This window comes from Paenarthrobacter sp. NPDC090520 (assembly GCF_044769205.1).
Classification (GTDB): domain Bacteria; phylum Actinomycetota; class Actinomycetes; order Actinomycetales; family Micrococcaceae; genus Arthrobacter.
Map to the genome: position 1 here is coordinate 16,731 of NZ_JBIVXM010000001.1, position 24,014 is coordinate 40,744.

The following is a 24,014-nucleotide window of genomic DNA, read 5'->3' on the forward strand; positions in this document are numbered from 1 at the left end:
CTTCATGGATGCCATGGACGACACGGTGCAACATTCGGGAGCGACCTGGCCCAACTGGAATCCCAACGACACTTCCGGCTACTTTCCGCCACCGTGTTCGGTGAATGCCCGCGATGATGGCAGGGCCTATCAGACGCAGATCGAAGGCGGCCCGGTCGTGGATCCGCAGGCTTCCGTGGAAGCCATGAAGGCCCACTGGGAGTCGAAGGGGTACAGGATTACACACGTCTTCGACAACAGGGGCCCAAACACCACGGGAATTGAGATTCATGCCGTGACTCCGCGGGGCATGCTCCTAATTTTCACGCCGACGAAAACTGTTTCGTTTATCAAAGTTGTCGGTGAATGTACATTGGACCCTGCGGCCGCCAAGAAGACGACGTAGTTATGGTTCGCGAATTCGCCGTACCCTCCTGGCCTGCCCGGCGGTGCTCAAAGGTCTTAGCAGTGATGGCCGTGCTCGATTCATAGCAAGGACGATGGTAGGGCCTATCAGACACAGATAGAGGGTGGCCCGGTTGAGGATCCGCAGGCTGCCGTGGACGCCATGAAGGCCCATTGGAAATTGAAGGGTTACAGGATTACGCACGTCTTTGAGAACATGGGTGGAAACACCACTGGCATTGAGATTCATGCTGTAGCCCCGCGAGGCATGCTCCTGATTTTCACACCGTCGAAGGGTACGTCATTCATAAACGTTCACAGCGAATGCACCCTGGATCCGGCTGCCGACAAGAAGACGACGTAATTGGTTCGTGAATTCTCAGTGCGCTCCCAGGGTGCGTGGCGGTGTTCGAAAGTCTTCGCGGTGGTGGCCGTGTTGTGTTTGGGCTTGTCAGGGTGCGCTGCAAACCCAACGGGCATCCGTCAGAACGGGACGCCGGGACCCGGAGAGCGGAGCGCCCAGGAAGTCTTTACGGACTTCTTGGAGGCCATTGATGACACGGTGCAGCAGTCTGGTGCAGACTGGCCCATTTGGGATCGCAGTCATACCGCAGGATTCTTCCCCGGGCCGTGCTCGATTCATGCTCGTGAGGATGGGAGGGCCTACCTAACGCAGATCGAGGGCGGCCCTGTCGAGGATCCGCGGGCTGCCGTGGACTCCATGAAGGCCCACTGGGAGTCCAAGGGCTACAAGGTTGGAAACATCTTCGACAACATGGGTGGAAACACCACCGGTATTCAGATCAATGCCCGCAGTTCGAGGGGATTGCTCGTGCAGTTCACACCGTCGAAGGGTACGTCATTCATAAACGTTCACAGCGAATGCACCTTGGACCCTGCTGCCGCCAAGAAGACGACGTAGTTGTGGTTCGCGGATTCGCCGTACCCTCCCGGCCGACTCGACGGCGTTCGAAGGCCTTCGCAGCGATGGCGGTGGTGGTCTTGATGATGTCGGGGGAGAGCAGGCCTAAACGCTAACCGGTTCCACCACAACAGCCACCCGCTCCTCGCCGATCCTGGTGAGCACCAGCGTGGCTATCTTCGCCTTGCCGGACGTCTTCCCAGACAGCAGTTGTTTCCGGAGTTCTTCAGGCGTGACGGCGGTGCCGCGTTTCTTGATGTCCAGCACGGTGACGCCGTTTGCCTTGACCCACGCCTTGAGGGCCTTGACGTTGTAGGGCATCACCTCGAGCACGCGGTAGGCGCGGGCAAAGGGGGTGTCGTGAAGTTTGGGTGCACAGATGTAGGCGATGTGTTCGTCCACCAGATGCCCGCCGATCCGTTCTGCGACGTCGGCCACGAGACCCGCTCGGATCACCGCGCCGTCGGGCTCATACAGGAACCCTTCCACGGGCCCGACGGCGGCCACCGGACCGCCGTCGAAATCCTCGCCGCTGGTGATTTCGGCAGCGCCCTGGGCGCCGATCACCAGCGCTGCGCGGCGAACCCCGGGGCGGGCTACGGCGTTGAACCACAGGGTCACTTCGGTGACGTCACCGCCCACGGAAACCCACTGGGCCTCGCAGCCGCCCGGGACGGAATCGTGGGGCATGCCCGGGCCCATTTTGACCCCCACCGCACGGCCGGATGCTGCCAGGCCCTCGACGAACGAGAGCGGGGGAGAGAATGCCTCGGGGTCCCAAATTCGCTTTGTTCCAGAGGTTGAGGTGGTCCGTCGGGCCGGATCGAGCCACACACCGTCCACCCCGGAGAGGTCCACAGACGTGGCATCGGAATGTACCACCGTGGCACGCGGGAACGGCATCAGGTTGATGGTTGCGCAGGCGGCCGTCGTCTCGTCCATCTCCACCGCGGTCACGTTGACGTCCATGGACGCCAGCGCCAGGGAATCGGCACCCAACCCGCACCCCAGATCAGCAACGTGGGAGATCCCTGCCTTCACGAAGCGCTCGGCGTGCCGGGCTGCAACATTGAGGCGGGTGGCCTGTTCCAAGCCCGCCTGGGTAAACAGCATCTGATGGGCGAACTCGCCGAACTTGGCCTCGGCCTTGGTCCGCAGGCGCGACTGCGTCAGGACGGCGGCTACAAGCTCGGGGGAGTGCCCGGCCTTGCGCAGCGAGGCGTTCAGGGCCAGCGCGTCGGCTTCCCGGTAGGGTCCCAGCGAGCCAAGCAGTTCCCATCCTTCGGTGGTGAGCAAGGGCGCGAGGTGTTCCTGGGGAGCATTGGGCATGGCATCCAGCTTAACGTTTCGCGTCCGGGGCTGAGACCGGACCGATCAGCCCGATAGGGTTGATTTCATGGAAGACACCGCAGCTCCGCAGCCCTCCGACGCCGACAGCCCGGACGGGAACCAGCCCGTCCATCCAGGAGCCGCAGAGCATTCCGCCGGCCGGTCCCTCTCCACCTATGCCCGCCCGGCCTTGATTGCCGGCGTCGTGATCGCCGTGATCTGCGTCGGCCTTCTCATAGTGATTTTTGCGTTGGACTCCTTCAATGCCGCCGCCTATTCGGTGACGGGCAAGAGTGTCAATGACGCAACCGACGAGGCCCGCGACATCCGGGAGCTGTACAGCGGAGTCCGCGCAGGCGGGATCATCGGCTTGGTGGTTTCCGGCGTCGTCGCCGTTGCAGCCGGCATCGTTCTGTACCTCAACCGCGGGGCCTCAGCGGCGGACGGCGACGACGAGGACTTCGACCTCGATGACCTGAGGGACCAGTAAGCCGGGTTCACCCATGACGAAATGCTGGCACTCACCTTGACCGAGTGCTAACGCCTTACATAGAGTCTTGGTTAGCACTCTCCCTTGGTGGGTGCTAACCACGCCAGGCAGCTACCGGCACCGCGACGACGGTTGCACGCCTCGGCACCCTTGTTCTTAGTCCATGAATCAGCTCATGAAAAGGAGAGATCCGAGTGTCGGTCTCGATTAAGCCTCTTGAGGATCGTATTGTTGTTCGCCCGCTCGAAGCAGAGCAGACCACGGCTTCCGGCCTGGTCATTCCGGACTCCGCACAGGAGAAGCCGCAGGAAGGCGAAGTTGTTGCAATCGGCCCCGGCCGCTTCGATGACAATGGCAACCGCGTACCGGTGGACGTAGCCGTTGGCGACGTCGTTATCTACTCCAAGTACGGTGGAACCGAAGTCAAGACCGGTGGCAGCGAGTACCTCGTTCTGTCCGCCCGCGACGTCCTCGCGATCGTCGTCAAGTAACTTCCTGGAACCCCGCACCGCAGGCATCGTTGGAATATCCTCCAGCCGCCAGTGGTGCGGGTTTTCCGTTCTGAAAGGACACAACCATGGCAAAGCAGCTTGCGTTTAACGACGCTGCCCGCCGGTCGCTTGAGGCCGGTATCGACAAGCTCGCCAACACCGTCAAGGTGACCCTCGGCCCCCGCGGCCGCAACGTGGTGCTGGACAAGAAGTGGGGCGCGCCCACCATCACCAACGACGGCGTGACCATCGCCCGCGAAGTTGAGCTGGACGACCCCTACGAGAACCTTGGCGCACAGCTGGCCAAGGAAGTCGCCACCAAGACCAACGATGTTGCCGGTGACGGCACCACCACGGCAACTGTGCTCGCCCAGGCCCTGGTCAAGGAAGGCCTGCGCAACGTCGCAGCCGGCGCCGCTCCGGGCGAGATCAAGCGCGGCATCGAGGTTTCCGTGGAAGCCATCGCCGCCCGCCTGCTGGAGAACGCCCGCGAAGTCGAAGGCACGCAGGTTGCCAACGTCGCAGCGATCTCCGCACAGAGCGACGAGGTTGGCGAACTGCTGGCCGAGGCTTTCGGCAAGGTGGGCAAGGATGGTGTCATCACCATTGAAGAGTCCTCCACCACGCAGACCGAACTGGTCCTCACCGAGGGCATGCAGTTCGACAAGGGCTACCTTTCCCCGTACTTCGTCACCGACGCAGAGCGCCAGGAAGCCGTCCTCGAAGACGCGCTGATCCTGATCAACCAGGGAAAGATCTCCTCGCTGCAGGACTTCCTGCCGCTGCTGGAGAAGGCCCTCCAGGCTTCCAAGCCGCTCTTCATCATCGCCGAAGACATCGAAGGCGAAGCCCTCTCCACCCTGATCGTCAACCGTATCCGCGGCACGCTCAACGTTGTGGCCGTCAAGGCTCCGGGCTTCGGCGACCGCCGCAAGGCCATGCTCCAGGACATCGCCACCCTCACCGGTGCACAGGTCGTGTCTCCGGACCTCGGCCTGAGCCTGGACACCGTTGGCCTTGAGGTCCTGGGTACGGCACGCCGTATCACGGTCACCAAGGACAACACCACCATCGTGGACGGTGCCGGTACCGAGCAGGACGTAGCCGACCGCGTTGCACAGCTCCGCGCTGAGCTCACCCGCACGGATTCCGACTGGGACCGCGAGAAGCTGCAGGAACGCCTGGCCAAGCTGGCCGGCGGCATCGGCGTGATCAAGGTTGGCGCAGCCACCGAGGTTGAGCTCAAGGAAAAGAAGCACCGCATTGAGGACGCTGTCTCCTCCACGCGTGCCGCCCTTGAAGAAGGCATCGTTTCCGGCGGTGGTTCCGCCCTCATCCACGCCCTCAAGGCGCTGCACGAGGCTCCCGCCGTCAAGGCTCTCGAGGGTGACGCAGCTGCCGCTGTCGGCATCGTTCGCCGCGCCCTGACGCAGCCGTTGCGCTGGATCGCCCAGAACGCCGGCTTCGACGGATACGTGGTGGTTTCCAAGGTCTCCGACCTGGACGCCAACCACGGCTTCAATGCCAAGTCCGGTGAATACGAGGACCTGATCGCCGCCGGCGTGATCGACCCCGTCAAGGTCACCCGCTCCGCTCTCCGCAACGCGGCTTCGATCGCCGCCCTGGTTCTCACCACCGAGACCCTGGTTGCCGAGAAGCCGGCTGAGGAAGAAGACGCACACGCAGGCCACCAGCACTAAGCTGCCTGCTCCTGGAAACCCCGGTCACGCCTGCGTGGCCGGGGTTTCTTTGTGCCTTCTGAGGGGTTCGGGATGGCTATTGTCCGCGTACGACGGCGGGCGGTAACCTGACGCTGGAAGTGCCGGTTGGGTACGCCAACCGTGCCGCTTCCACCGGAGAAGTGAAATATGACAGCACCTGTCACTGCCCTGGACCTGGGTCGCTCGGCTTTCACGGAACGCCGCTGGAGCGACGCTTTGGAGTGCCTCGTCCGCGCCGATTCGGAGGGTGGGCTGCCGCCCCAGGACATGGAGCTCCTCGCCTCGGTTGCCATGTTGCTGGGGCTTAACGGTGACGGGGTGGAGTACCTCAGCCGGGCGCACGACGAGCACCTGACCGTTGGGGACCCGGACAGCGCTGCACGCTGCGCCGCATGGCTGGTGATGTTCCTGATGGACATGGGCGAATACGCGCGGGGAAGCGGGTGGCTGGCCAAGGCCAAGCGCCTGGTGGAGGGACTTGGACATCCTTCTGCCGGCGAGGGCTACCTGCTCATACCGACGGGGCTCGGCACTCTGCGTGGCGGCGACCCCGAAGCTGGTTACGGGTTCTTCAACAGAGCGCTGGAGATTGGGGAGTCGCTTGGCGAAAAGGATCTCCAGGCCATGGGCCGCCTCGGCGTGGGGACGTCCCGCCTGGCGCTCGGCTACCCCGAGGAAGGCCTGCAACTGCTGGACGAGGTGATGGTATCGGTGACTGCCGGCGAAGTTTCACCCATACCCACCGGGATCATCTACTGCGCCGTCCTGGGTAGTTGCCGGTTGGCCCAGGACGTAGGAAGGGCACAGGAATGGACGGCCGCACTGGAGCGGTGGTGTGGGGAACGCCCTGACATGGTGATGTTCGGGGCGCAATGCCAGGCTTTCCGCGCCGAGTTGCTGATCCTCCATGGTGCCTGGGACGAAGCTTTGGCCGTGGCCCGTGCCGCCGAGGGACGGATCCGCAAAGGCGATCCCGACGCGACGTTTGGTGCCTGGTACCAGGAGGGCGAAGTCTTCAGGCTCCGTGGCCAGTGGGAAGAAGCCGAGCAAGCCTTCAAGAATGCGTCGGAGACAGGCTTCGAACCGGAACCGGGCCTTGCCTTGCTTCGGCTCGCGGCCGGTAAGACAGCAGAGGCGAAGGCACGCATTCACCGCGCCGCGGCCGGCGCTGACCCGGCCAACCGGCGAAGGCTGCTTCCCGCCGTCGTCGAGATTGATCTGCAGTCCGGTGACCTGGCAGCGGCGAGAACCGCCCTCGACGAATTGGCCGGCTGGCTGAATCCCCGAAGCCGGCCTTTGGAGGTCGCCCTCGCCGCCCAGGCCGAGGCCGCCGTCCTGCTGGCAGAAGGGGAAGGGGAGCGCGCCCTTGGAGCGGCCCGGCGGGCTTGGCGGCTGTGGTACACCCTGGAGGCGCCTTTCCACGCAGCAGCGGCGCGGGTCATGGCTGGAAGAGCATGTGCCGCACTGGGGGATGCCGATTCGGCGGCCATGGAATTTGAGGCAGCCTTGGCCGATTTTGCCGACCTCGGCGCAGCACCGGCGATGGCCGGGGTTCAGGCTCTCCGGGGTGGACAATCCGGAAACAAATCATTGCTCTCGCCCAGGGAGTCCGAGGTCCTGGCATTGATCGCGGCGGGGCATTCGAACAAATCCATTGCGAGACTGCTCTACCTCAGCGAAAAAACGGTGGCCCGGCACGTCAGCAACATCCTGGCCAAGCTCGGCGTCCCCTCAAGGGCGGCAGCCACCACCTACGCTTTCGAACACCACCTCATCCCCTGAATCCCGCTCGACACACCCCCACCCCCACCCCGGATCCTCTCTCACCGAACGCCCCTTTCTGGCGATCGCTCTCTCGCTGCGCATAAATACCCACATTCTCTCCAGCGGACTGGGCAATCCTCCCGACGCGCCGGGAACACCTGGCGCCATACCTTGGCCGTATCAGCATTCGCAGCACTATTCAGGAGGACAACTGCCATGCAAGAGAACCAGCGCACTGAGGTGGACACCGTCGTGGTGGGCGGCGGGCAGGCCGGACTGGCGATGGGCTATTACCTCGCCAGCCAGCATCGGAACTTCGTCATCCTCGACGAGAACCCCAGGGCAGGTGCGGCCTGGCGGGCAAGGTGGGACTCGCTTCGGCTGTTCACGCCCGCAAAATACGACGGCCTTCCGGGAATGCCGTTCCCGGGCGACCATCTGGCGTTCCCCACCAAGGATCAACTGGCGGATTTCCTGGAGGACTACTCCCGACGCTTCGACCTGCCTCTGGTCCTTGGTGCCCGGGTGGATGAGGTCCTGCAGGATGCCGACGGCTTCGTCGTCGTGGCGGGGGAGCAGAGGTGGCATGCCCGGAACGTCGTGGTGGCCACAGGCGGGCACCAGTTGCTGAAGCGGCCGGACTTCGCAAACAGCCTTGACCGTCGGATCGTGCAGTTGCATTCCACGGACTACCGGAACCCGCAGCAGTTCCAACAGGGACCTGTCCTGGTGGTGGGCCTCGGCAATTCCGGGGCCGAAATAGCGTTGGAAGCCAGCCGGACGCACCAGACGTTCGTGGCAGGAAAACCGAGCGGTGAACTTCCCGTCCGCCATGGCCGGGCCGGAGCTCGGTTCTTCCTGCCGGTGATCAGGTTCCTCGGTTTGTATGTCCTGACCCTGAACACCCCGATCGGACGCAAGGCAGCACCTGGATTCAAGGCGATGGCAGCACCCCTGATCCGGACACGTAGCAAGGAGCTCCGCGCGGCGGGCATCCAGATGGTGTCGAGGGTGGCCGGCATTGATGCAGGTAAGCCGGTGCTTGAGGACGGAACCACCCTGGACGTGGCAAATGTGGTGTGGTGCACCGGATACCGGGAGGACTTCTCATGGCTCAAACTGCAGGACGCAGGCTCATTGGACCACCCTCGCGGCGTGGTGGAATCCGTACCCGGGCTCTACTTCCTGGGCCAGGAATTCCAGTTCGCTGCCGCCTCCGCCACGCTCCCGGGAGTTGGCAGGGACGCGCGGTACCTGGCCGGCGTCATGGCATCGGTTCGACCTGCCACGCAACGGGGAATCACGGATAGGCAACGCCAACCAGCGGAAAAGCGCAGCGCCTGAAGGCATTAATGTCCGTGGAATACGTCACATAATTTTTCAGTACGATGGAAATAAGGCAACTGAGGATCGTTTGCCCCTGTGAGGCCCGGAATCGGCTTGGAAGGGCACAGTCAGAACACAGGTTCAACTGTGCTGATCCATAGCGATGAATGAACTAATTGACCTCCGGAACCGGGTCTGTCCGGCCCACGTGACTGGGTCGCATGCGCGAAAACGCATATGATGGAACCTTTGTGAATGAGCCTTTGAGGAATCGCCTAACGTGACTGCACCAACGATCCAACAGCCCGCCCGTCCCGACAGGCGGGCCGCCGGACCCGTTGCAAAGTCCAAGTTCCGCCCGGAAATCCAAGGCCTTCGCTCCCTGGCAGTCCTCATGGTGGTCAGCTACCACATTTGGATCGGACGCGTGTCCGGCGGCGTGGACGTGTTCCTGCTGATCTCCGCATTCCTGATGACACTTCAGTTCACCGGACGCTATAAACAGCGGAGGTCCGTGGACCTCATCCGGCACTGGCTCCACTTGTTCCGCCGTTTGCTCCCGGCCGTGGTTGTGGTCCTGCTCAGCACCCTCGCCGCAACGTTCGTTTTCCTTCCGCCCACACGGTGGGTGGAGGTGGTGAACCAGGCATGGGCATCCCTGTTCTACTTCGAGAACTGGCTGCTCCAGACCCTCGCAGTCAACTACTACGCAACCGACCACAGCCTTGCGAGCCCTGTCCAGCACTTCTGGTCGCTCTCCATCCAAGGCCAGGTCTTCATTTTGTGGCCTGTCATCTTCGCCACCATGGCGATCCTTTGCCGGAAGTTCAACCTCCGCTACCGTGCCTCCCTGGCCTACGTCTTCGCGATCATCTTCATCGCATCGCTGGCGTACTCCATCATTTTCACAGCCAACAACCAGGCTGTGGCCTACTTCGATACCTTCGCCCGGTTGTGGGAATTCGCCCTGGGAACGCTGGTTGCCCTCATACTTCCGGCCCTAAACTTCTCCAAGCCTGTCCGCGTGGTCATGGGTTGGGTTGGCGTGGTGGCCATGCTCAGTTGCGGGATCATTCTGCAGGTGCAGACGGCCTTCCCTGGCTTCGTTGCGCTGTGGCCCACGCTCGCTGCCGTCTGCGTGATCGCGGCCGGCCAAACCGGAAGCCGCTTCGGCGTGGACCGGATCCTCAGCTCCAAGTTCCTGGTCCGCTTGGGTGACAACTCCTACGCCCTCTACCTGTGGCACTGGCCCATCCTGGTCATTGCGTTGGCCTGGAGCGGAAAGGAACACGCTGGCTGGTTGTCAGGATCAGCGATCGTCGCTTTGGCCCTGGTCCTGGCGTTCCTGACCACCAAGTTCGTGGAGAAGCCCTTCCGTGAGTGGAAGTGGCCTGAAGTTAAGAAGTGGCGGGCTGCGGTTTCCATCGTTGCCTGCCTGGCCATTGCCTGCACGCCGCTCCTGGGCTTCCAGTACAAGCAATACCTTAACCAGAAGGCCGCCGAGACCCAGGCCTTCAACGACAACCCCGGCGCGCACGCCCTCCTTCCGGGCTACGTGGACTTGGTGGCCGACGGCGCGAAGACGCTTCCGACGGCGGAACAGTTGCCGGAAGACTGGGCGCACCTTGGAGACTCCTGTGAGGGAGATACCAAGCCGGATGACAAACTCCTGGCGGACAACTGCCAGACCAACGGTGTTGGCGACGACGCCGTCAAGAACATCGTGGTGCTGGGTGACTCCCACTCGCAGCAATGGCTGGCGGCGATCGGCCCCCTGGCCGAGGCTGAACATTGGAAGGTCACTGCACTCCTGCTGGGCGGTTGCCATTTCATGCCGCAGAATCCGGACGCCGAAGCGCAGTGCAACGACTTCAACGCCGCGGCCTTCAAGTACGTGGCCTCGAAGACGCCGGACGCTGTGTTCATGGTGGGAACCATGGCTTCCCCGTCGTCGCCGGACGAGAAGCTCGTCTATGGCTTTGACCAGACGGTGACCAACTTCAACGACCTGGGCATCCAGGTTGTGGCCATCCGCGACAACCCACGCTACGACTACAACGTCACCGAGTGCGCCCTGGCCAAGGGCGTGGACAGTTCGGAGTGCAAGTCGGACGAGCCGGACGTACTGGCCGCCGAAAGCCCGTTTGCCGCGGTGCAGGGGACCTTTGGCAACGCCGCGTTCCTGGATATGACCGACCTCCTGTGCGACGGCGTGACGTGCCCCAGCGTCATTGGAAACGTGTTCGTCTATCTGGACGATAACCATTTGTCCAAGACGTACGTCACCAGCATGGGGGACATGTTTGACGAGAGGTGGTTTGCCGCGACGGGGTGGACGCGATGATGGCTAAAGCAGCGATGGCTAAAGCCGTGATGGATACGGCACAAAAAACGACGGCGGAACGCGCCTTCCGTCCGGAGGTCCAAGGCCTGCGTGCCTTGGCGGTGCTGATGGTGGCCGCCTACCACATCTGGCTCGGCCGGGTGTCCGGCGGCGTGGATGTATTCCTGCTCATCTCGGCATTCCTGTTGACCTTGTCCTTCACCCGGAAGCTGGAGAGCCACAAGCCACTCCAACTCCTGAGGCACTGGCTGCACGTCTTCAAGCGGCTGCTGCCCGCCGTCGTCGTGGTTTTGCTTGCGGTCCTCACCGCTACCTGGACCTTTATTCCGCAAAGCCGTTGGCCTGACGTCCTCGCCGAGGCGTGGGCCTCCCTGCTGTACCGGCAGAACTGGCAGCTTGCTGAATCTGCGGTGGACTATTACGCCCAGGACCACTCCGGTGCCAGCCCGCTGCAGCACTTCTGGTCCCTGTCCGTCCAGGGCCAGGTGTTCATTCTTTGGCCGTTGGTCTTTGCCGGGGTGGCCCTCCTTCAGCCGTACCTGGCCAAACTGTTCCCGCGCAGCAAGGCCGTGGCCCACAGGCAGTTGCTGTTCATGGCCTTTGGGCTGATCTTCGTGGCGTCGCTCCTTTTCTCGATCGACCAAACGGCCACCAACCAGGAGATTGCGTACTTCGATACACGCACCCGGCTGTGGGAGTTCGCGCTGGGCTCCTTGCTGGCTCTGGCATTGCCCTACCTCAAGCCGGGGCGCCGGCTGCGGGTGTTCCTGGGCTGGGCCGGGCTGGCCGCCATGCTGTCCTGCGGGCTGATCCTGACTGTTGACCGCTCCTTCCCGGGCTTCGTCGCTTTGTGGCCTACGCTGGCCGCCGCTGCCGTGATCGTCGCCGGTCAGAGCGATAGCCGTTTTGGCGCGGATCGTTTCCTCAGCTCGAGGCCGCTGGTCCTGGTAGGCGACAACTCCTACGCCCTTTACCTGTGGCACTGGCCGGTCCTGGTGTTCTTCCTCCTGGTCACCGAAACCGCCACGCCCAACATCCTCCAGGGCCTGGCCATCATGGCGGTTTCCATGGTGCTGGCCGTTGCCACCACCCGTTACGTGGAACGTCCGATGCGCCGCTGGGAGTGGCCGAACGTGCGGTCCTGGCGTGCCGCCGTCGTGATTGCTTCCTGCGGTGCGCTGCTCGCCTTGCCGGTCACCGTCTGGCAGGGTGCCATTTCTTCGGAGAGCGCTGCCATTGCCGACCAGCCCATGGAGCTGACTCCCGGCGCTGCCGCGCTGGCGCCGCAAAATGCAGGCCAACCGACACCGGATGCCAAGATCATCCCTGCCCCGGCAGCCATGAAGGACGAATGGGCGGACATCGACGGTCTGTGCACCGGGGACAACGTGCCGTCCGATCCCTTGTTGGAGGGTTGCCTCCAGAACGACGAGCCCGAGGTAGTCACGAAGCGGATCGTGGTCCTGGGCGACTCGCATGCTCAGCAGTACATGGCGGCTCTCGGCCCCATTGCCAAGGCGCACGGCTGGGAAGTCGTGACACTTCTGAAGGGCAGTTGCCGCTTCGGGGCGGAGTCGGAGGAGCGGACCGACGAATGCAATGACTTCAACAAGGCCAGCGCCCAGTACGTCATGGAACACAAACCGGACGCGGTGTTCACTGTTGCCTCGCTGACGCACGTGACAGCACCGTTCGAGACGGAGGTGCCCGGGTACCTCGACGGGATCAAACCGTTCACGGATGCCGGGATTGACGTGGTTGGAGTCCGCGACAATCCACGCTTCAGCATCAACATGCCCGAGTGCGTCCAGAAAAAGGGCCCGGATTCCCCGGATTGCAACGCCCCGCTGGAAGAGTCGCTGGCCGCGTCCTCGCCACTGGATGACTACGTGGGCAAGGTGGACCGGCTCTTCCTGATGGACATGAGCGACTTCATTTGCGAGCAGGGAACATGCCCTGCCGTGGTGGGGAACGTCTACGTCTATAAGGACGACAACCACCTCACCAAGACCTACGTGCAGAGCATGATTCCCATGTTCGAGGAGCGGCTGCTGGCGGCGACTGGCTGGTCAGCCAGCTAGCCCCACCTGCCGCTTGCGCACCAGGTGAAGCACGACGGCGGCCTGCCGCCAGTGCTGTTGCTCACACTCACCCGTCGCGGAATATGGCGATCGGCGCAGAGGTTCTAGTATTTATCCAACACTTCTGCACAGGCCAGTCCCGTAATGACGGGCTGGTCATCAGTTGCAACCCCTACCAGTTCCAGTCCCCAAACCCAGGTAAGAGGCGCACTCATGACCCAGCCCGAACACGATCCCTTTGGCTTCATTGGCCTGACCTACGACGACGTCCTGCTGCTTCCCGGACACACTGACGTCATTCCGTCCGACGCTGACACCTCCTCCCGCCTGTCCCGGCGCATCTCCGTCCAGACGCCGCTGCTCTCCGCAGCCATGGACACCGTGACCGAGTCCCGCATGGCCATTGCCATGGCACGCCAGGGTGGCCTCGGGGTAGTCCACCGCAACCTGTCCATCGACGACCAGGCCGAGCATGTGGACCGCGTGAAGCGCAGCGAGTCCGGCATGATCACCAACCCGCTGACCATCAATCCCGAAGCGACGTTGCAGGAGCTCGACGAACTGTGCTCCCGCTACCGTGTTTCCGGCCTCCCGGTGGTCGACCCGGAGGGCCGCCTCCTGGGCATCGTCACCAACCGCGACACCCGTTTCATTCCCGAGTCCGAGTTCCCCACCCGCCGCGTCAGCGACGCCATGACCAAGATGCCCCTGGTCACCGGGCACGTGGGCATCAGCCGGGAAGAGGCTTCCCACAAGCTGGCCACCAACAAGATCGAGAAGCTCCCGTTGGTGGACGACCAGGGCCGCCTCAAGGGCCTGATCACCACCAAGGACTTCACCAAGGCGGAGCAGTACCCGCTCGCCACCAAGGACGACGAGGGCCGCCTGCGCGTAGGCGCTGCCATCGGCTTCTTCGGCGACGGCTGGGAGCGCGCCATGAAGCTCATCGACGCCGGCGTGGACGCGTTGTTCGTGGACACGGCCAACGGCCACTCGCAGGGCGTGCTGGACATGATCTCCCGCCTGAAGTCGGATCCCGTTGCCGCGCACGTGGACATCATCGGCGGCCAGGCGGCCACCCGTGAAGGTGCCCAGGCCCTCATTGACGCAGGCGCCGACGGCATCAAGGTTGGCGTGGGCCCCGGTTCCATCTGCACCACGCGCGTGGTGGCCGGTGTGGGCGTTCCCCAGATCACGGCCATCTACGAGTCCGCCAAGGCTGCGATTCCGGCCGGCGTGCCGCTGATCGCCGACGGCGGCCTGCAGTACTCGGGCGATATCGGCAAGGCCCTCGTAGCCGGTGCCGACACCGTAATGCTCGGCTCCCTGCTCGCCGGTTGTGAGGAGTCCCCGGGCGACCTCATCTTCGTCAACGGCAAGCAGTTCAAGAGCTACCGCGGTATGGGTTCCCTCGGCGCCATGCAGTCCCGCGGCAAGAACACGTCCTACTCCAAGGACCGCTACTTCCAGGCCGACGTCTCCGGTGACGACAAGCTGATCCCCGAAGGCATCGAAGGCCGCGTGGCCTACCGCGGCCCGCTGGCATCGGTTGCCTACCAGCTCGTCGGCGGCCTCCGCCAGACCATGTTCTACACGGGCGCACCCACAGTTCCCGAACTCAAGGCCCGCGGCAAGTTCGTCCGCATCACGCCGGCCGGCCTGAAGGAATCGCACCCGCACGACATCCAGATGACCGTCGAGGCGCCGAACTACAACTCCCGCTGACACACCCAAGGTTCCCCGTGGATTGTCCACGGGGAACCTTTGTTTTCGGGCCCACCCCACCGGCGCACGGGAGTGGGCATAGGCTGTGCACATGTCTGCGATACCCCCGGGGCCACGGCACCCGGAATCCGTCCGGGTGACCAAGACGCCGCCCCGCAAGCTGGCCTTGCGCCCGTACGCACGCGCCGTCGGACAGGTCTTGAAAGTGAGTTTCAAGGCCTCGCCGGCAGCGGTCATCATGAAGGTGGTCGGCTCGCTGATCTCGGCCACCTTGCCGCTGGTCACGACCTATTTTGCCGCGCTCACCACCACTGCTCTGGCGGCAGGTTACGCGGGAGACCCCGACGCCGGTCCGCGGGCAGTTTTGTACGTCGTCATTACCGCGGCGCTGGGGTTGTTCTGGGGCGGGTTCAGCAGCGTAGACCGCTATATCCAGCAGCTCATGAGCTTCCGCGTGGGCGCGATCGTGGGGGACCTGATGTACCAGAGGTTCCTCGCGCTGGAGTTCTGGCGTTACGACGACAAGGAAACCGTAGACCTCTACGACCGTGCCAAGCGCTTCTCCGATTCCTACGCCCGGGTGCTGGACCGCATAGCCGCCATCTTCACGCAGCTCGTCTCGGTCATCCTGGCCATCGGAGCCCTGGTGTTGGTCAGCTGGTGGATCGCCGTGATTGTCCTGGTGGCGATCGTTCCCAGCGTCTACCTGCAGTTCAAGCTCTCCCGCGAGCAGATTGCCCACTGGAATACCCAGGTTGATTCGCGTCGCCAGCGCAGGATGATCGAGCAGAACCTGCTCCGCCCGCAGCACATCGCGGAGATGCGGCTCTACGGGATTGTGAATTACCTGATGGATCTCCGTTCCCGGCTGCGCGATGCGGACGAACGACGCCGGCTCGATTTCCAGAAGCGCTACATCCCCAAGCAGCTGGTCGCCGACGCCCTGCAGTATGGCGCAGAAGTTGTCTCGTTGGTCTGGGTGGTGGGCCAGATCATCGCCCGTGCCCAACCAGTGGGGCAATTCCTGTACGTCCAGCAGATCGTGAGCCGTGCCCTGTCCACGGCCAACAACCTGGTCTCCTCCCTCAGCTCCATCGACGAGGATTTGGCGAACCTCAAGGACTACGAGCTGTTCATGGCGCTCCCGGTCCCCAGCGGACACGAGCCGCCGTTGACCCGGTCCCCGCAGACGGTGGAGATGCAGGACATCCGCTTCAGCTACACGGGCAGCGACATCGAAGTCATCAAGGGCATCTCGCTGACCATCAAAGCCGGCCAGCACATAGCGATCGTGGGGGAGAACGGAGCTGGTAAGTCCACCTTGATCCGTATCCTGGCCGGGCTCTACCGGCCGGATTCCGGCCGTGTACTGCTCGACGGCGTGGACCTCGCCCATGTTGATGTGGCCAGCTGGCACCGGCACCTGGCCGTCCTGAGCCAGGAGTTCCTCAAATACGAGTTCGCCACTGCGGCCGAAAACATCTACCTTGGCGACGTCGAACAGCCTCGGGACGAGCAACGCGTCCGGCGCGCTGCCTCGGATGCGGAGGCGATGGACTTCATCAGCAAATTGCCCAATGGTCTGGAGAACCACGTCAGCAACTGGATGGAGGACCCGCGTGGCCGGAAGGGCAGCGGATTGTCCGGCGGCCAGTGGCAGCGCCTGGCCATGGCCCGGAACTTCTACCGCGATGCGTCCTTCATGGTCATGGACGAGCCCACCTCGGCCATCGACGCCTTGGCCGAACACCGGATCTTCACCCGGCTGTTCGCCGACCGAAGCAGCACCATCATCGCCATCAGCCACCGGCTGGCAACCATCGAGAAGGCAGACGTCGTGTACATGCTGGAAGACGGGCGGATTGCCGAGCAGGGGACACACAAGGAACTGGTTGCCCTACGCGGACGCTACTTCCGGATGTTCGAGTCCCAGCTCACCGTGGATGAGACCAGCCGGCGGGATCCCGCGGCTTAGAGCGGACCGTATCCGGCGTTGCCGTACGGATCGCGCCAGGTCACGAGGTCCTGTTCCAGGAGCGCCCGGAAACGGGGATCGGTCGCTGCCTTGCGACGAAGGGATTCGCGTGAACGCCCCATGATGGTGGCCGGGACGATGATGGCGCCCACCAGAAGGCAGACGACGAACGCCAGCACCATGGCCAACGTCAGCAGAACCCCGGGATCCTGCCACGTGGATGGTTTGGCCGTGAAGGCAAACAGCCCAATGAAGACGATCAAGATGAACGCCACGAAGGACAGCGCGCCCCGCAGGTTCCCGGGCCCACGATTGACAAGCGCCCGGTCTGTCCGCGGCAAGCGATCCCGCACCCTGACGTAGAAGACTCCGCAGAGCACTGCAAGTGCCGCGCCCGGAAGGCCGAGGGAGGGAAGCAGCGCGAACGTGCCGAGTCGAACGGCCAGGAGGACGCCCATCAGCACCAGGACTGTGCCGATCCCCACTCCGGCAGCCCAGGCACCCATATAGGAGCCCCGTGCCCCGGCGATTTCGCGCAGTCGTGAGCGCGCACCCGCGGGGGTGACCGCTGCGAGTTCCGGAGAAAGCCAGTAGTCCAGCGGACGGTCAGGAGGAGAGAGGGGAGACGGGCCGGTTTGGTAGCTCACCCGGGTTATCGCTCCAGCCCTGCGCGGATCAGGGAGTCGAGCTGCCCGCGCTCAAGCGCCGACGATTTGAGGTTCTCGCCTTCCCCTGTCGCGATGGACAAGGCACCGTCTGCTTCCGCTTTGACGTGGACCGCGCGGGAGGTTCCGTCAATGAAATGCTGGCGGGTTGTGGCGGCCGCGGGGAATCCGTCCGGCGCCTGGCTCAGATAGTAATCCGCCATCTGCACGGCCGTGGTGATCATGCCTTCTGTGCCCGTGATGGGGTGGAGTTCGTGGACGCCGTACTTGCTCAGGTTGAGCAGCAGGGCGCCCTGCTCGGCGCCGAACATGAACGAGACGTGCTCCGACGAAGGCGTCACCAGGGCTGTTTCCAGCCACGAGGTGGAATCCGCCAGGACAGCCGTCACCGTCGCGGCCGGCCCCACCGGCAAGAGTGCGTCGTTTTCGATCTTCATCAAGCCACGCTCCAGCAGCGTGGAGACACCGGCCTGTTCCAACGGCGACCCGGCGGCGTGGTCGAGGCGGAACAGGGTTTGGCACCTCAGCGCGCCGTCGGTGCCGGCCAACGCAATCAGGGCAATGAGCTCATGCTCGGTGATGAGCAGAGCCTGGGTTTCTTCGGTCTGGGTGGTCATTTCTGCCCTCTCTTGAGCGATTCTGTGTCCAGTCTAGGAAATGGGTGGTTCAGGTGAGCCATCCCCAGACCTTCTTCGCGCCGTCGGCTATGGATTCCCCCACGTCCTTGGCGCCTTCCCAGACATGCTTGGCGCCGTCAGCCACCATGGAAGAAGCGGAGTCGTAACCCAAGTGCGTGGCCAGGAGGCCGAGGCCGCCCCACGCGATGCCGGCGACGGCGCAGGCAGGGCCGATCACGGGAACGAAGCTGCCTACGGCCAAGGCAGCGGAGATCCCGCCATCTACGGCCATTCCGGGATGTCCCGTTTGGATCCCTTGGTAGACCTGCAACCCACCGGTGACGATGCCCAGGGCTCCGGAAAGCCGGCCCAGCATCGACGTGCCATTGAGCAGTTGGGTGCCCTTGACGTATCCGGCACCGGCGGCCTGACCGTATTGGGCACTCAGCCACGGCCACCTGGTCAGTTCCGTGACCAATCCGCCTTTGGCCATCTGGGCAAGGATGTTGTCTGCAAAGAGGCCGCCGGCGGTCACCAGGCCGTTGCCGGCCCACCATCCCTCGCTGCCGGTGACGCCGAACAGTCCCTCGAGACCGGTGACAGGAGTTGGCTGGGTTCCGCTTCCGCCGGGGATCGGCGGACGAGCCGGTCCATTTGGTCCATAGCCGAGGGCACCGCCCGGGGTGCTTGCCTTGTCTTGTTCATCGGCCTGGGTGCGGAGGGTCTTGGATGCGTCATCCAACGATCGCGCCGTTTTGTGCAGGAGGGGCCGCAGGGTGCTGCTCCATTCGCGGCGGAACCGGTCTCCGTCGGTTCCCTTCCAGGCAACGCTGGAGATCAGTCCGCTGATCTGGAGTTCCTGGTTCTGGAGCCGGCTGCCGGCCTGTCCCATTTGTTTGGATAAAGAGCGGAGCTGTTCAATGTCGGCTCCGTAGAATCCAGGCGCCATGGGTCCCCCCTTGCATGGTGTGGTTGTGTTTTCGCAGGCTATCGGATACTTCCCGGACTCTGCCATGGGCAGCCCTGCCCATGTGGAGGGGCCGTTCCGGTGAGTTCATTGGCGCGCTTTGTGAAGTGCTCCCTCTGATGGGCGAACCGGCGTTCCGGGAGCGGTCCAGTAAAGTAAGAGCCGTGACTTATGAGATTGAGATTGGCCGTGGCAAGCGTGGGCGTCGTGCCTACTCCCTGGATGACATCGCGATCGTCCCGAACCGCCGGACGCGCGACCCGAAGGATGTCTCGGTCTCGTGGCAGATCGACGCCTACAAGTTCGATACGCCGGTGATCGGCGCTCCCATGGACTCCGTGATGTCTCCTGAAACCGCGATTGCCCTGGGTCGCCTGGGTGGCCTCGGTGTCCTGGACCTCGAAGGCCTCTGGACCCGTTACGAAAACCCGCAGAAGGTCCTCGACGAGATCGCCGGCCTGGCGGACGAGACCAGCAGCCCGGCCGTCACCCGCCGGATGCAGGACCTCTACCAGGCTCCGGTCCAGCCGGAACTCATCAGCTCCCGCCTGGCCGAGATCCGCGCCGCCGGAGTCACCGTGGCCGGCTCCCTGACCCCGCAGCGTACCCAGGAACACTACAAGACCGTGGTGGCTGCCGGCGTCGATATCTTTGTGATCCGCGGTACCACCGTCTCCGCCGAGCACGTCTCCAAGAACCACGAGCCGCTCAACCTGAAGCAGTTCATCTACGAACTGGATGTTCCCGTCATCGTTGGCGGTGCGGCCGGTTACACGCCTGCCCTCCACTTGATGCGGACCGGCGCGGCCGGCGTCCTCGTCGGCTTCGGCGGCGGTGCCACCACCACCACCCGCCGTGCATTGGGCATCCATTCGCCCATGGCTTCCGCCATTTCCGACGTCGCGGCCGCCCGCCGCGACTACATGGATGAGTCCGGCGGACGCTACGTGCACGTCATCGCCGACGGCGGCATGGGCAGCTCCGGCGACATCGTCAAGGCCATCGCCATGGGCGCAGACGCCGTGATGCTGGGCAGTGCTCTCGCCCGCGCCGAGGAAGCCCCCGGCCGCGGCTGGCATTGGGGACCCGAAGCGCACCACCTTGAGTCCCCGCGTGGTGACCGTGTCAACGTTGGCACCGTGGGTCCGCTTGAGGAAGTGCTGTTCGGACCGGGCCACCACACCGATGGAACGTCCAACCTGATCGGTGCCCTGCGCCGGTCGATGGCCACCACAGGCTACTCCGACCTCAAGGAGTTCCAGCGCGTGGACGTAGTGGTCTCGCCCTACGCAGGCAACTAACACCGTGGTATCAGCAACCCCCGCCGGGTCCGGAGCAATCCGGACCCGGCGGGGGTTTCGCTTTGCTTCCGAGGGCGCCTCGCCGTCCTGCCGGGCCGGCACTGCCCACGACGGCGGCCAGCAAGTAGGGTAGGGGGACTACCAGCAATTGCGTTTGAGGAGGAGTCCGATGAGCAATGTCGCAGGCGGCCCACAGGTGAATCCCTCCGGAGCCCTGAGCCCGGAGTCCCGCGCCGCTTCCATCGAAGCCCTGAAAGCCACGGCGGAGTCAGGCAAGGAACTCGACATCCTGATCGTCGGTGGTGGCGTGGTGGGTGCGGGGGCTGCGCTGGATGCCGTGACGCGCGGCTTGACGGTGGGCATCGTGGAAGCCCGCGACTGGGCCTCCGGAACCTCGTCGCGTTCCTCCAAGCTCATTCACGGCGGCCTGCGCTACCTGGAGATGCTGGATTTCGCGTTGGTCCAGGAAGCCCTCCAGGAACGCGGCCTCCTGATCCAGACCATTGCTCCGCACCTGGTGCGCCCAGTGCCTTTCCTGTACCCGCTGACCCGCAGGGTGTGGGAGCGGCCCTACGTTGGCGCCGGCATCATGCTGTACGACACCCTCGGCGTCACCTCCGGCCACAGCCGCGGCGTGCCGATGCACAAGCACCTGTCCAAGCGTGGCACCTTGCGGGCGGCTCCCAGCCTCAAGGACGACGCCTTCGTGGGTTCCATCCGCTACTACGACGCCCAGGTGGACGATGCCCGCCTGGTGGTTAATGTGGTCAGGACCGCTGCGCACTACGGCGCTTACGCTGCCAACCGGGTCCGCGTGGTGGATTTCCTCCGCGAAGGCGAACGCGTGGTGGGAGCCAAGCTGGAGAACCAGGAAGACGGCACCGTCTTCGAAGTCCGTGCGAAGCAGGTTGTCAACGCCACGGGCGTCTGGACTGACGAGACACAGGCGATGGTCACCGACAGGGGCCAGTTGAAAGTACGGGCGTCCAAGGGTATTCACCTGGTGGTCCCGCGGGACAGGTTCCAATCCACCGTGGGACTGATCCTTCGCACGGAGAAGTCGGTGCTCTTCGTCATACCCTGGGGCCGCCACTGGATCATTGGCACCACGGACACCGACTGGAAGTTGGACAAGGCGCACCCGGCGGCGTCCAGCAAGGACATTGACTACGTCCTGGAACACGTCAACCGCGTCCTCAAGCGTCCGCTGACCCGGGAAGATGTGGAAGGCGTCTACGCGGGCCTCCGGCCGCTGCTCGCCGGCGACAACGACTCCACCGCCAAGCTGTCCCGCGAACACGTGGTGGCACACCCGGTCCCCGGGCTCGTGGTGGTGGCTGGTGGCAAGTACACAACGTACAGGGTCATGGCCAAGGATGCAGTGGACGAGGCAACCCGGGCCATGGACGAGCGCGTTCCCTCCAGTTGCACCGAGACTATTCCGCTGCTCGGTGCTGAGGGCTTCAAAGCGGCGTGGAACCGTCGCGCCCGCTCGGCCGACGAGGCCGGAGTCCACGTGGCCAGGGTGGAGCACCTGCTCAACCGTTATGGGTCCATGGCGTCGGAAGTGTTGGGACTGATCGCCCGCCAACCCGGGCTGGGAGAACCGCTGCCGGGCGCGGACGATTACCTGGCAGCCGAGGTGGTCTACGCCACGACGCACGAGGGCGCACGTCATGTTCACGACGTTTTGACGCGCAGGACGCGGATTTCCATCGAAGCGTGGGACCGGGGTGTGTCCGCCGTGCCCGTAGTGGCTAAGCTGATGGGAGAAATCCTCGGCTGGAGCGAAACCCAGCGCGAAAGCGAAATCAAGCACTATCTGGCGCGGGTGGAGGCCGAACGGCTGAGCCAGGAGCAACCCGACGACGAGTCGGCAGATGCCGCGCGCATGGGAGTCGATGACATCGTTCCCCTTCGCTGACGCGCGTCGGGAACCATGAAGCCGGGGAGCTGCGGCCGGAAGGCCACACTGGAGGGAAACACGACTTGGCCGAACCACTTGACCGGTATGACGCGGAACTGACCACGCCGGACACCGTCATTCTTGAACTTGTTGCTGCAGACAAGAGTGATGCCGCGGCCCAACTTGCGGAAAGGCTCTACGCCGCCGGCCGGATCTCCAACCTGGAAGGGTTCCTGGAGACCGTCAATTCGCGCGAACACCAGTTGGCCACCGGCTTGCCGGGCGGCATCGGGCTCCCGCATGCACGCAGCGAGTACGTCGACCGGATCTCCATCGCCGTGGGCGTCACCAAGTTCGGGCATTCCCTCGACTTCGGCGCCAGCGATGGCCCGGCCACTGTGGTCCTGTTGATCGCGACCCCCGCAAGCTCCTTCTCCGACCATCTGGAAGTCCTGGCCACCCTGGCCCGGTCCCTGTCCAAGGAGTCCTTCCGCGAATCGCTCCGCCGTGCGCACGATCCCGAGGTCATCTCCGAGCTCATCAACTCAAGCCTGGTGTTCTTCGACCACTAGAGATTGGGGCAGGGTCCCACTCCAGGCCCGTTTCGTTGTTCTACAGCCGGACGAAGTACGGTTAAGGGGTGTTGAAAACTGCGTTGAAACCCCGTTGGATCGCAGGACTGGTCTTTGCGCTCCTGCTGTCCGGGGTGTTCGTGCTGCTCAGCCAGTGGCAGCTGAGCCGCTCGACGCAGCACGAACCGCCGGAGCCGTCCAGCGTGGAGGATGTCAAGCCGTTGGTGGACGTCCTCAAGCCAGGACAATTCTTCCCCGGCTCGGTCCAGGACCAGATGGTCAGCGCTACGGGACACTACGACGCCGGTAAGCAGGTTCTGGTCGAAGGCAGGCTCTTCGACAACCAAAAGGGCTACTGGATCGTCTCGGCGTTCGCAGTGGACAACGCTCCCAAGCTCAGCGGCGTCGCAGCGTCGCCTCAGACCTGGATTCCGGTAGCCCGCGGTTGGGTGGCCGATCCCGCCCAAGCCGACCAGCCGCCGTCGGGCACTGTGACGGTGACCGGCCGCCTGCTGCCGTCTGAAGCGCCGGTGCCAAATGTCGACGCCGGTCCAGGCCGTGCGTCCGCTGTCGCCGTTGCGGAACTCATCAACGACTGGGGAGTGTCCAGCTACCCCGGATTCGTTGCCGCAACCTCCCAAACCACGGACGCGGGACCCGTTGCTGCCAACGACGCCGTCAAGGCACTGAACATTCCTGCCCAACCCCCGGCCCAACAGGTCAATTGGCTCAACCTGTTCTACTCCGTGGAGTGGGTGGTCTTCGCAGGATTCGCCCTGTACATCTGGTGGCGGATGGTGGCGGACGACTATCGCCGTGGCCTCGAAGGCGATGACGACGAGTACGAGGACGAGCCGGACGACCATCCAGCTCCGGAACAACAAGCAACTGAGCCGAACAACAGTGAGCCAGAACAAAAGGTGCAACCATGATTGAGCCCAAACCGGCCATCCAGCCCGAACAGTCCGGACCCAAGCCCAAGAAGCGGCGGTTCGGCGGAACGGAAGCCCAGATCCGTTCGGCGTTGAAGTTCTACAAGGTCATGGCCTACCTCACCGGTGCCATGCTGCTCCTCCTGTGCGCTGAACTGATCGCCCGTTACGGCTTTGGGGTGTCCCTCTTCGCCGGCGGAACCGACGCCGTGACCGGACAGCCGTTCGGCTTCGGGTTCGCCGAGTCGGAGCCCAAGGGAGTGATCGGCGGATTCAACATTTCCACCACGGTCCTGATCGTCCACGGCTGGATGTATGTGGTGTACCTGATCTCCAACTTCCGCTTGTGGTCGCTCCTGCGCTGGCCGTTCTCCAAGCTGATTCTCCTGGCGGCAGGTGGCGTTGTTCCGCTCATGTCCTTCATCGTGGAGAAGAAGTTCCACGCCCAGGTTGAGGCCGAGCTCGCTGCTAATCCGCAGGCCTCCAAGCGCTACTAGGCTCC

At 63.9% G+C, this 24,014-nt stretch carries 20 protein-coding genes; 16 read left to right on the plus strand and 4 right to left on the minus strand.

The annotated features are described in order from the left end of the window. The first annotated feature begins 4 nt into the window (after positions 1–4). Together ACIQTZ_RS00085 and ACIQTZ_RS00090 are read left to right on the plus strand one after the other, a co-directional pair. The gene (locus tag ACIQTZ_RS00085) at positions 5–385 is read left to right on the plus strand and encodes a hypothetical protein (RefSeq protein ID WP_402944525.1); all 381 of its coding nucleotides are present in this window, start codon (positions 5–7) and stop codon (positions 383–385) included. Positions 386–1,096: 711 nt separating this feature from the next. Next, positions 1,097–1,306: a hypothetical protein gene (locus tag ACIQTZ_RS00090; RefSeq protein ID WP_402976371.1), complete on the plus strand. Its 210-nt coding sequence runs from the start codon at positions 1,097–1,099 to the stop codon at positions 1,304–1,306. Positions 1,307–1,411: 105 nt separating this feature from the next. On the opposite strand, the gene ACIQTZ_RS00095 is transcribed toward ACIQTZ_RS00090, so the two are convergent. Beyond that, positions 1,412–2,635 carry an SAM-dependent methyltransferase gene (locus ACIQTZ_RS00095; protein WP_402976374.1) on the minus strand — a complete coding sequence of 408 codons (1,224 nt, stop codon included), beginning with the start codon at positions 2,633–2,635 and terminating at the stop codon, positions 1,412–1,414. A 67-nt stretch (positions 2,636–2,702) separates the two neighbouring features. Between ACIQTZ_RS00095 and ACIQTZ_RS00100 the strand changes: the two genes are divergently transcribed. The 9 genes from ACIQTZ_RS00100 (at position 2,703) to ACIQTZ_RS00140 (ending at position 16,552) form a co-directional block, all read left to right on the plus strand. Further along, a complete protein-coding gene (locus tag ACIQTZ_RS00100) occupies positions 2,703–3,125 on the plus strand; it encodes a hypothetical protein (protein WP_400329271.1) in 423 nt (140 codons plus the stop codon). 194 nt (positions 3,126–3,319) lie between these two features. Further along, a complete protein-coding gene (gene groES, locus ACIQTZ_RS00105) occupies positions 3,320–3,616 on the plus strand; it encodes a co-chaperone GroES (protein ID WP_018776625.1) in 297 nt (98 codons plus the stop codon). Positions 3,617–3,702: 86 nt separating this feature from the next. Then, entirely contained in the window at positions 3,703–5,316 is a 1,614-nt protein-coding gene (groL, locus tag ACIQTZ_RS00110; RefSeq protein WP_402944515.1) for a chaperonin GroEL, read from the plus strand. 168 nt (positions 5,317–5,484) lie between these two features. After that, positions 5,485–7,119, plus strand: coding sequence for a LuxR C-terminal-related transcriptional regulator (locus tag ACIQTZ_RS00115; protein ID WP_402976377.1), 1,635 nt, complete (start codon positions 5,485–5,487; stop codon positions 7,117–7,119). A 198-nt stretch (positions 7,120–7,317) separates the two neighbouring features. After that, complete coding sequence (locus ACIQTZ_RS00120) at positions 7,318–8,445, plus strand: flavin-containing monooxygenase (RefSeq protein WP_402976380.1); 1,128 nt, start codon at positions 7,318–7,320, stop codon at positions 8,443–8,445. Positions 8,446–8,707: 262 nt separating this feature from the next. Continuing rightward, a complete protein-coding gene (locus tag ACIQTZ_RS00125; RefSeq protein ID WP_402976383.1) occupies positions 8,708–10,771 on the plus strand; it encodes an acyltransferase family protein in 2,064 nt (687 codons plus the stop codon). A 14-nt stretch (positions 10,772–10,785) separates the two neighbouring features. Beyond that, entirely contained in the window at positions 10,786–12,852 is a 2,067-nt protein-coding gene (locus ACIQTZ_RS00130) for an acyltransferase family protein (protein WP_402976386.1), read from the plus strand. A gap of 213 nt (positions 12,853–13,065) precedes the next feature. Further along, complete coding sequence (gene guaB, locus ACIQTZ_RS00135) at positions 13,066–14,577, plus strand: IMP dehydrogenase (RefSeq protein ID WP_400329286.1); 1,512 nt, start codon at positions 13,066–13,068, stop codon at positions 14,575–14,577. Positions 14,578–14,668: 91 nt separating this feature from the next. Continuing rightward, positions 14,669–16,552, plus strand: coding sequence for an ABC transporter ATP-binding protein (locus ACIQTZ_RS00140; RefSeq protein ID WP_402976389.1), 1,884 nt, complete (start codon positions 14,669–14,671; stop codon positions 16,550–16,552). On the opposite strand, the gene ACIQTZ_RS00145 is transcribed toward ACIQTZ_RS00140, so the two are convergent. Genes ACIQTZ_RS00145 through ACIQTZ_RS00155 form a run of 3 tightly spaced genes read right to left on the minus strand, consistent with a single transcriptional unit; the run spans position 16,549 to position 18,783 of the window. After that, positions 16,549–17,199: a hypothetical protein gene (locus ACIQTZ_RS00145; RefSeq protein WP_402944500.1), complete on the minus strand. Its 651-nt coding sequence runs from the start codon at positions 17,197–17,199 to the stop codon at positions 16,549–16,551. The genes ACIQTZ_RS00140 and ACIQTZ_RS00145 overlap by 4 nt on opposite strands. 5 nt (positions 17,200–17,204) lie before the next feature. Continuing rightward, on the minus strand, positions 17,205–17,834 hold the full coding sequence (locus tag ACIQTZ_RS00150; protein WP_400329294.1) for a hypothetical protein: 630 nt from the start codon (positions 17,832–17,834) through the stop codon (positions 17,205–17,207). Between the two features lie 49 nt (positions 17,835–17,883). Then, positions 17,884–18,783 (minus strand): WXG100 family type VII secretion target, encoded by a 900-nt coding sequence (locus ACIQTZ_RS00155; protein ID WP_402976392.1) that lies wholly within the window; start codon positions 18,781–18,783, stop codon positions 17,884–17,886. A 182-nt stretch (positions 18,784–18,965) separates the two neighbouring features. Between ACIQTZ_RS00155 and ACIQTZ_RS00160 the strand changes: the two genes are divergently transcribed. From ACIQTZ_RS00160 to ACIQTZ_RS00180, 5 genes are all read left to right on the plus strand, one after another. Next, complete coding sequence (locus ACIQTZ_RS00160) at positions 18,966–20,102, plus strand: GuaB3 family IMP dehydrogenase-related protein (protein WP_397322005.1); 1,137 nt, start codon at positions 18,966–18,968, stop codon at positions 20,100–20,102. Between the two features lie 169 nt (positions 20,103–20,271). Further along, the gene (locus tag ACIQTZ_RS00165) at positions 20,272–22,026 is read left to right on the plus strand and encodes a glycerol-3-phosphate dehydrogenase/oxidase (RefSeq protein ID WP_400329300.1); all 1,755 of its coding nucleotides are present in this window, start codon (positions 20,272–20,274) and stop codon (positions 22,024–22,026) included. Positions 22,027–22,091: 65 nt separating this feature from the next. Continuing rightward, entirely contained in the window at positions 22,092–22,580 is a 489-nt protein-coding gene (locus tag ACIQTZ_RS00170) for a PTS sugar transporter subunit IIA (RefSeq protein ID WP_400269639.1), read from the plus strand. A gap of 68 nt (positions 22,581–22,648) precedes the next feature. Then, positions 22,649–23,512, plus strand: coding sequence for an SURF1 family protein (locus tag ACIQTZ_RS00175; protein WP_402976395.1), 864 nt, complete (start codon positions 22,649–22,651; stop codon positions 23,510–23,512). Continuing rightward, on the plus strand, positions 23,509–24,009 hold the full coding sequence (locus tag ACIQTZ_RS00180) for a DUF3817 domain-containing protein (protein WP_400329305.1): 501 nt from the start codon (positions 23,509–23,511) through the stop codon (positions 24,007–24,009). The genes ACIQTZ_RS00175 and ACIQTZ_RS00180 overlap by 4 nt, the downstream gene beginning before the upstream one ends. Positions 24,010–24,014 lie beyond the last annotated feature (5 nt).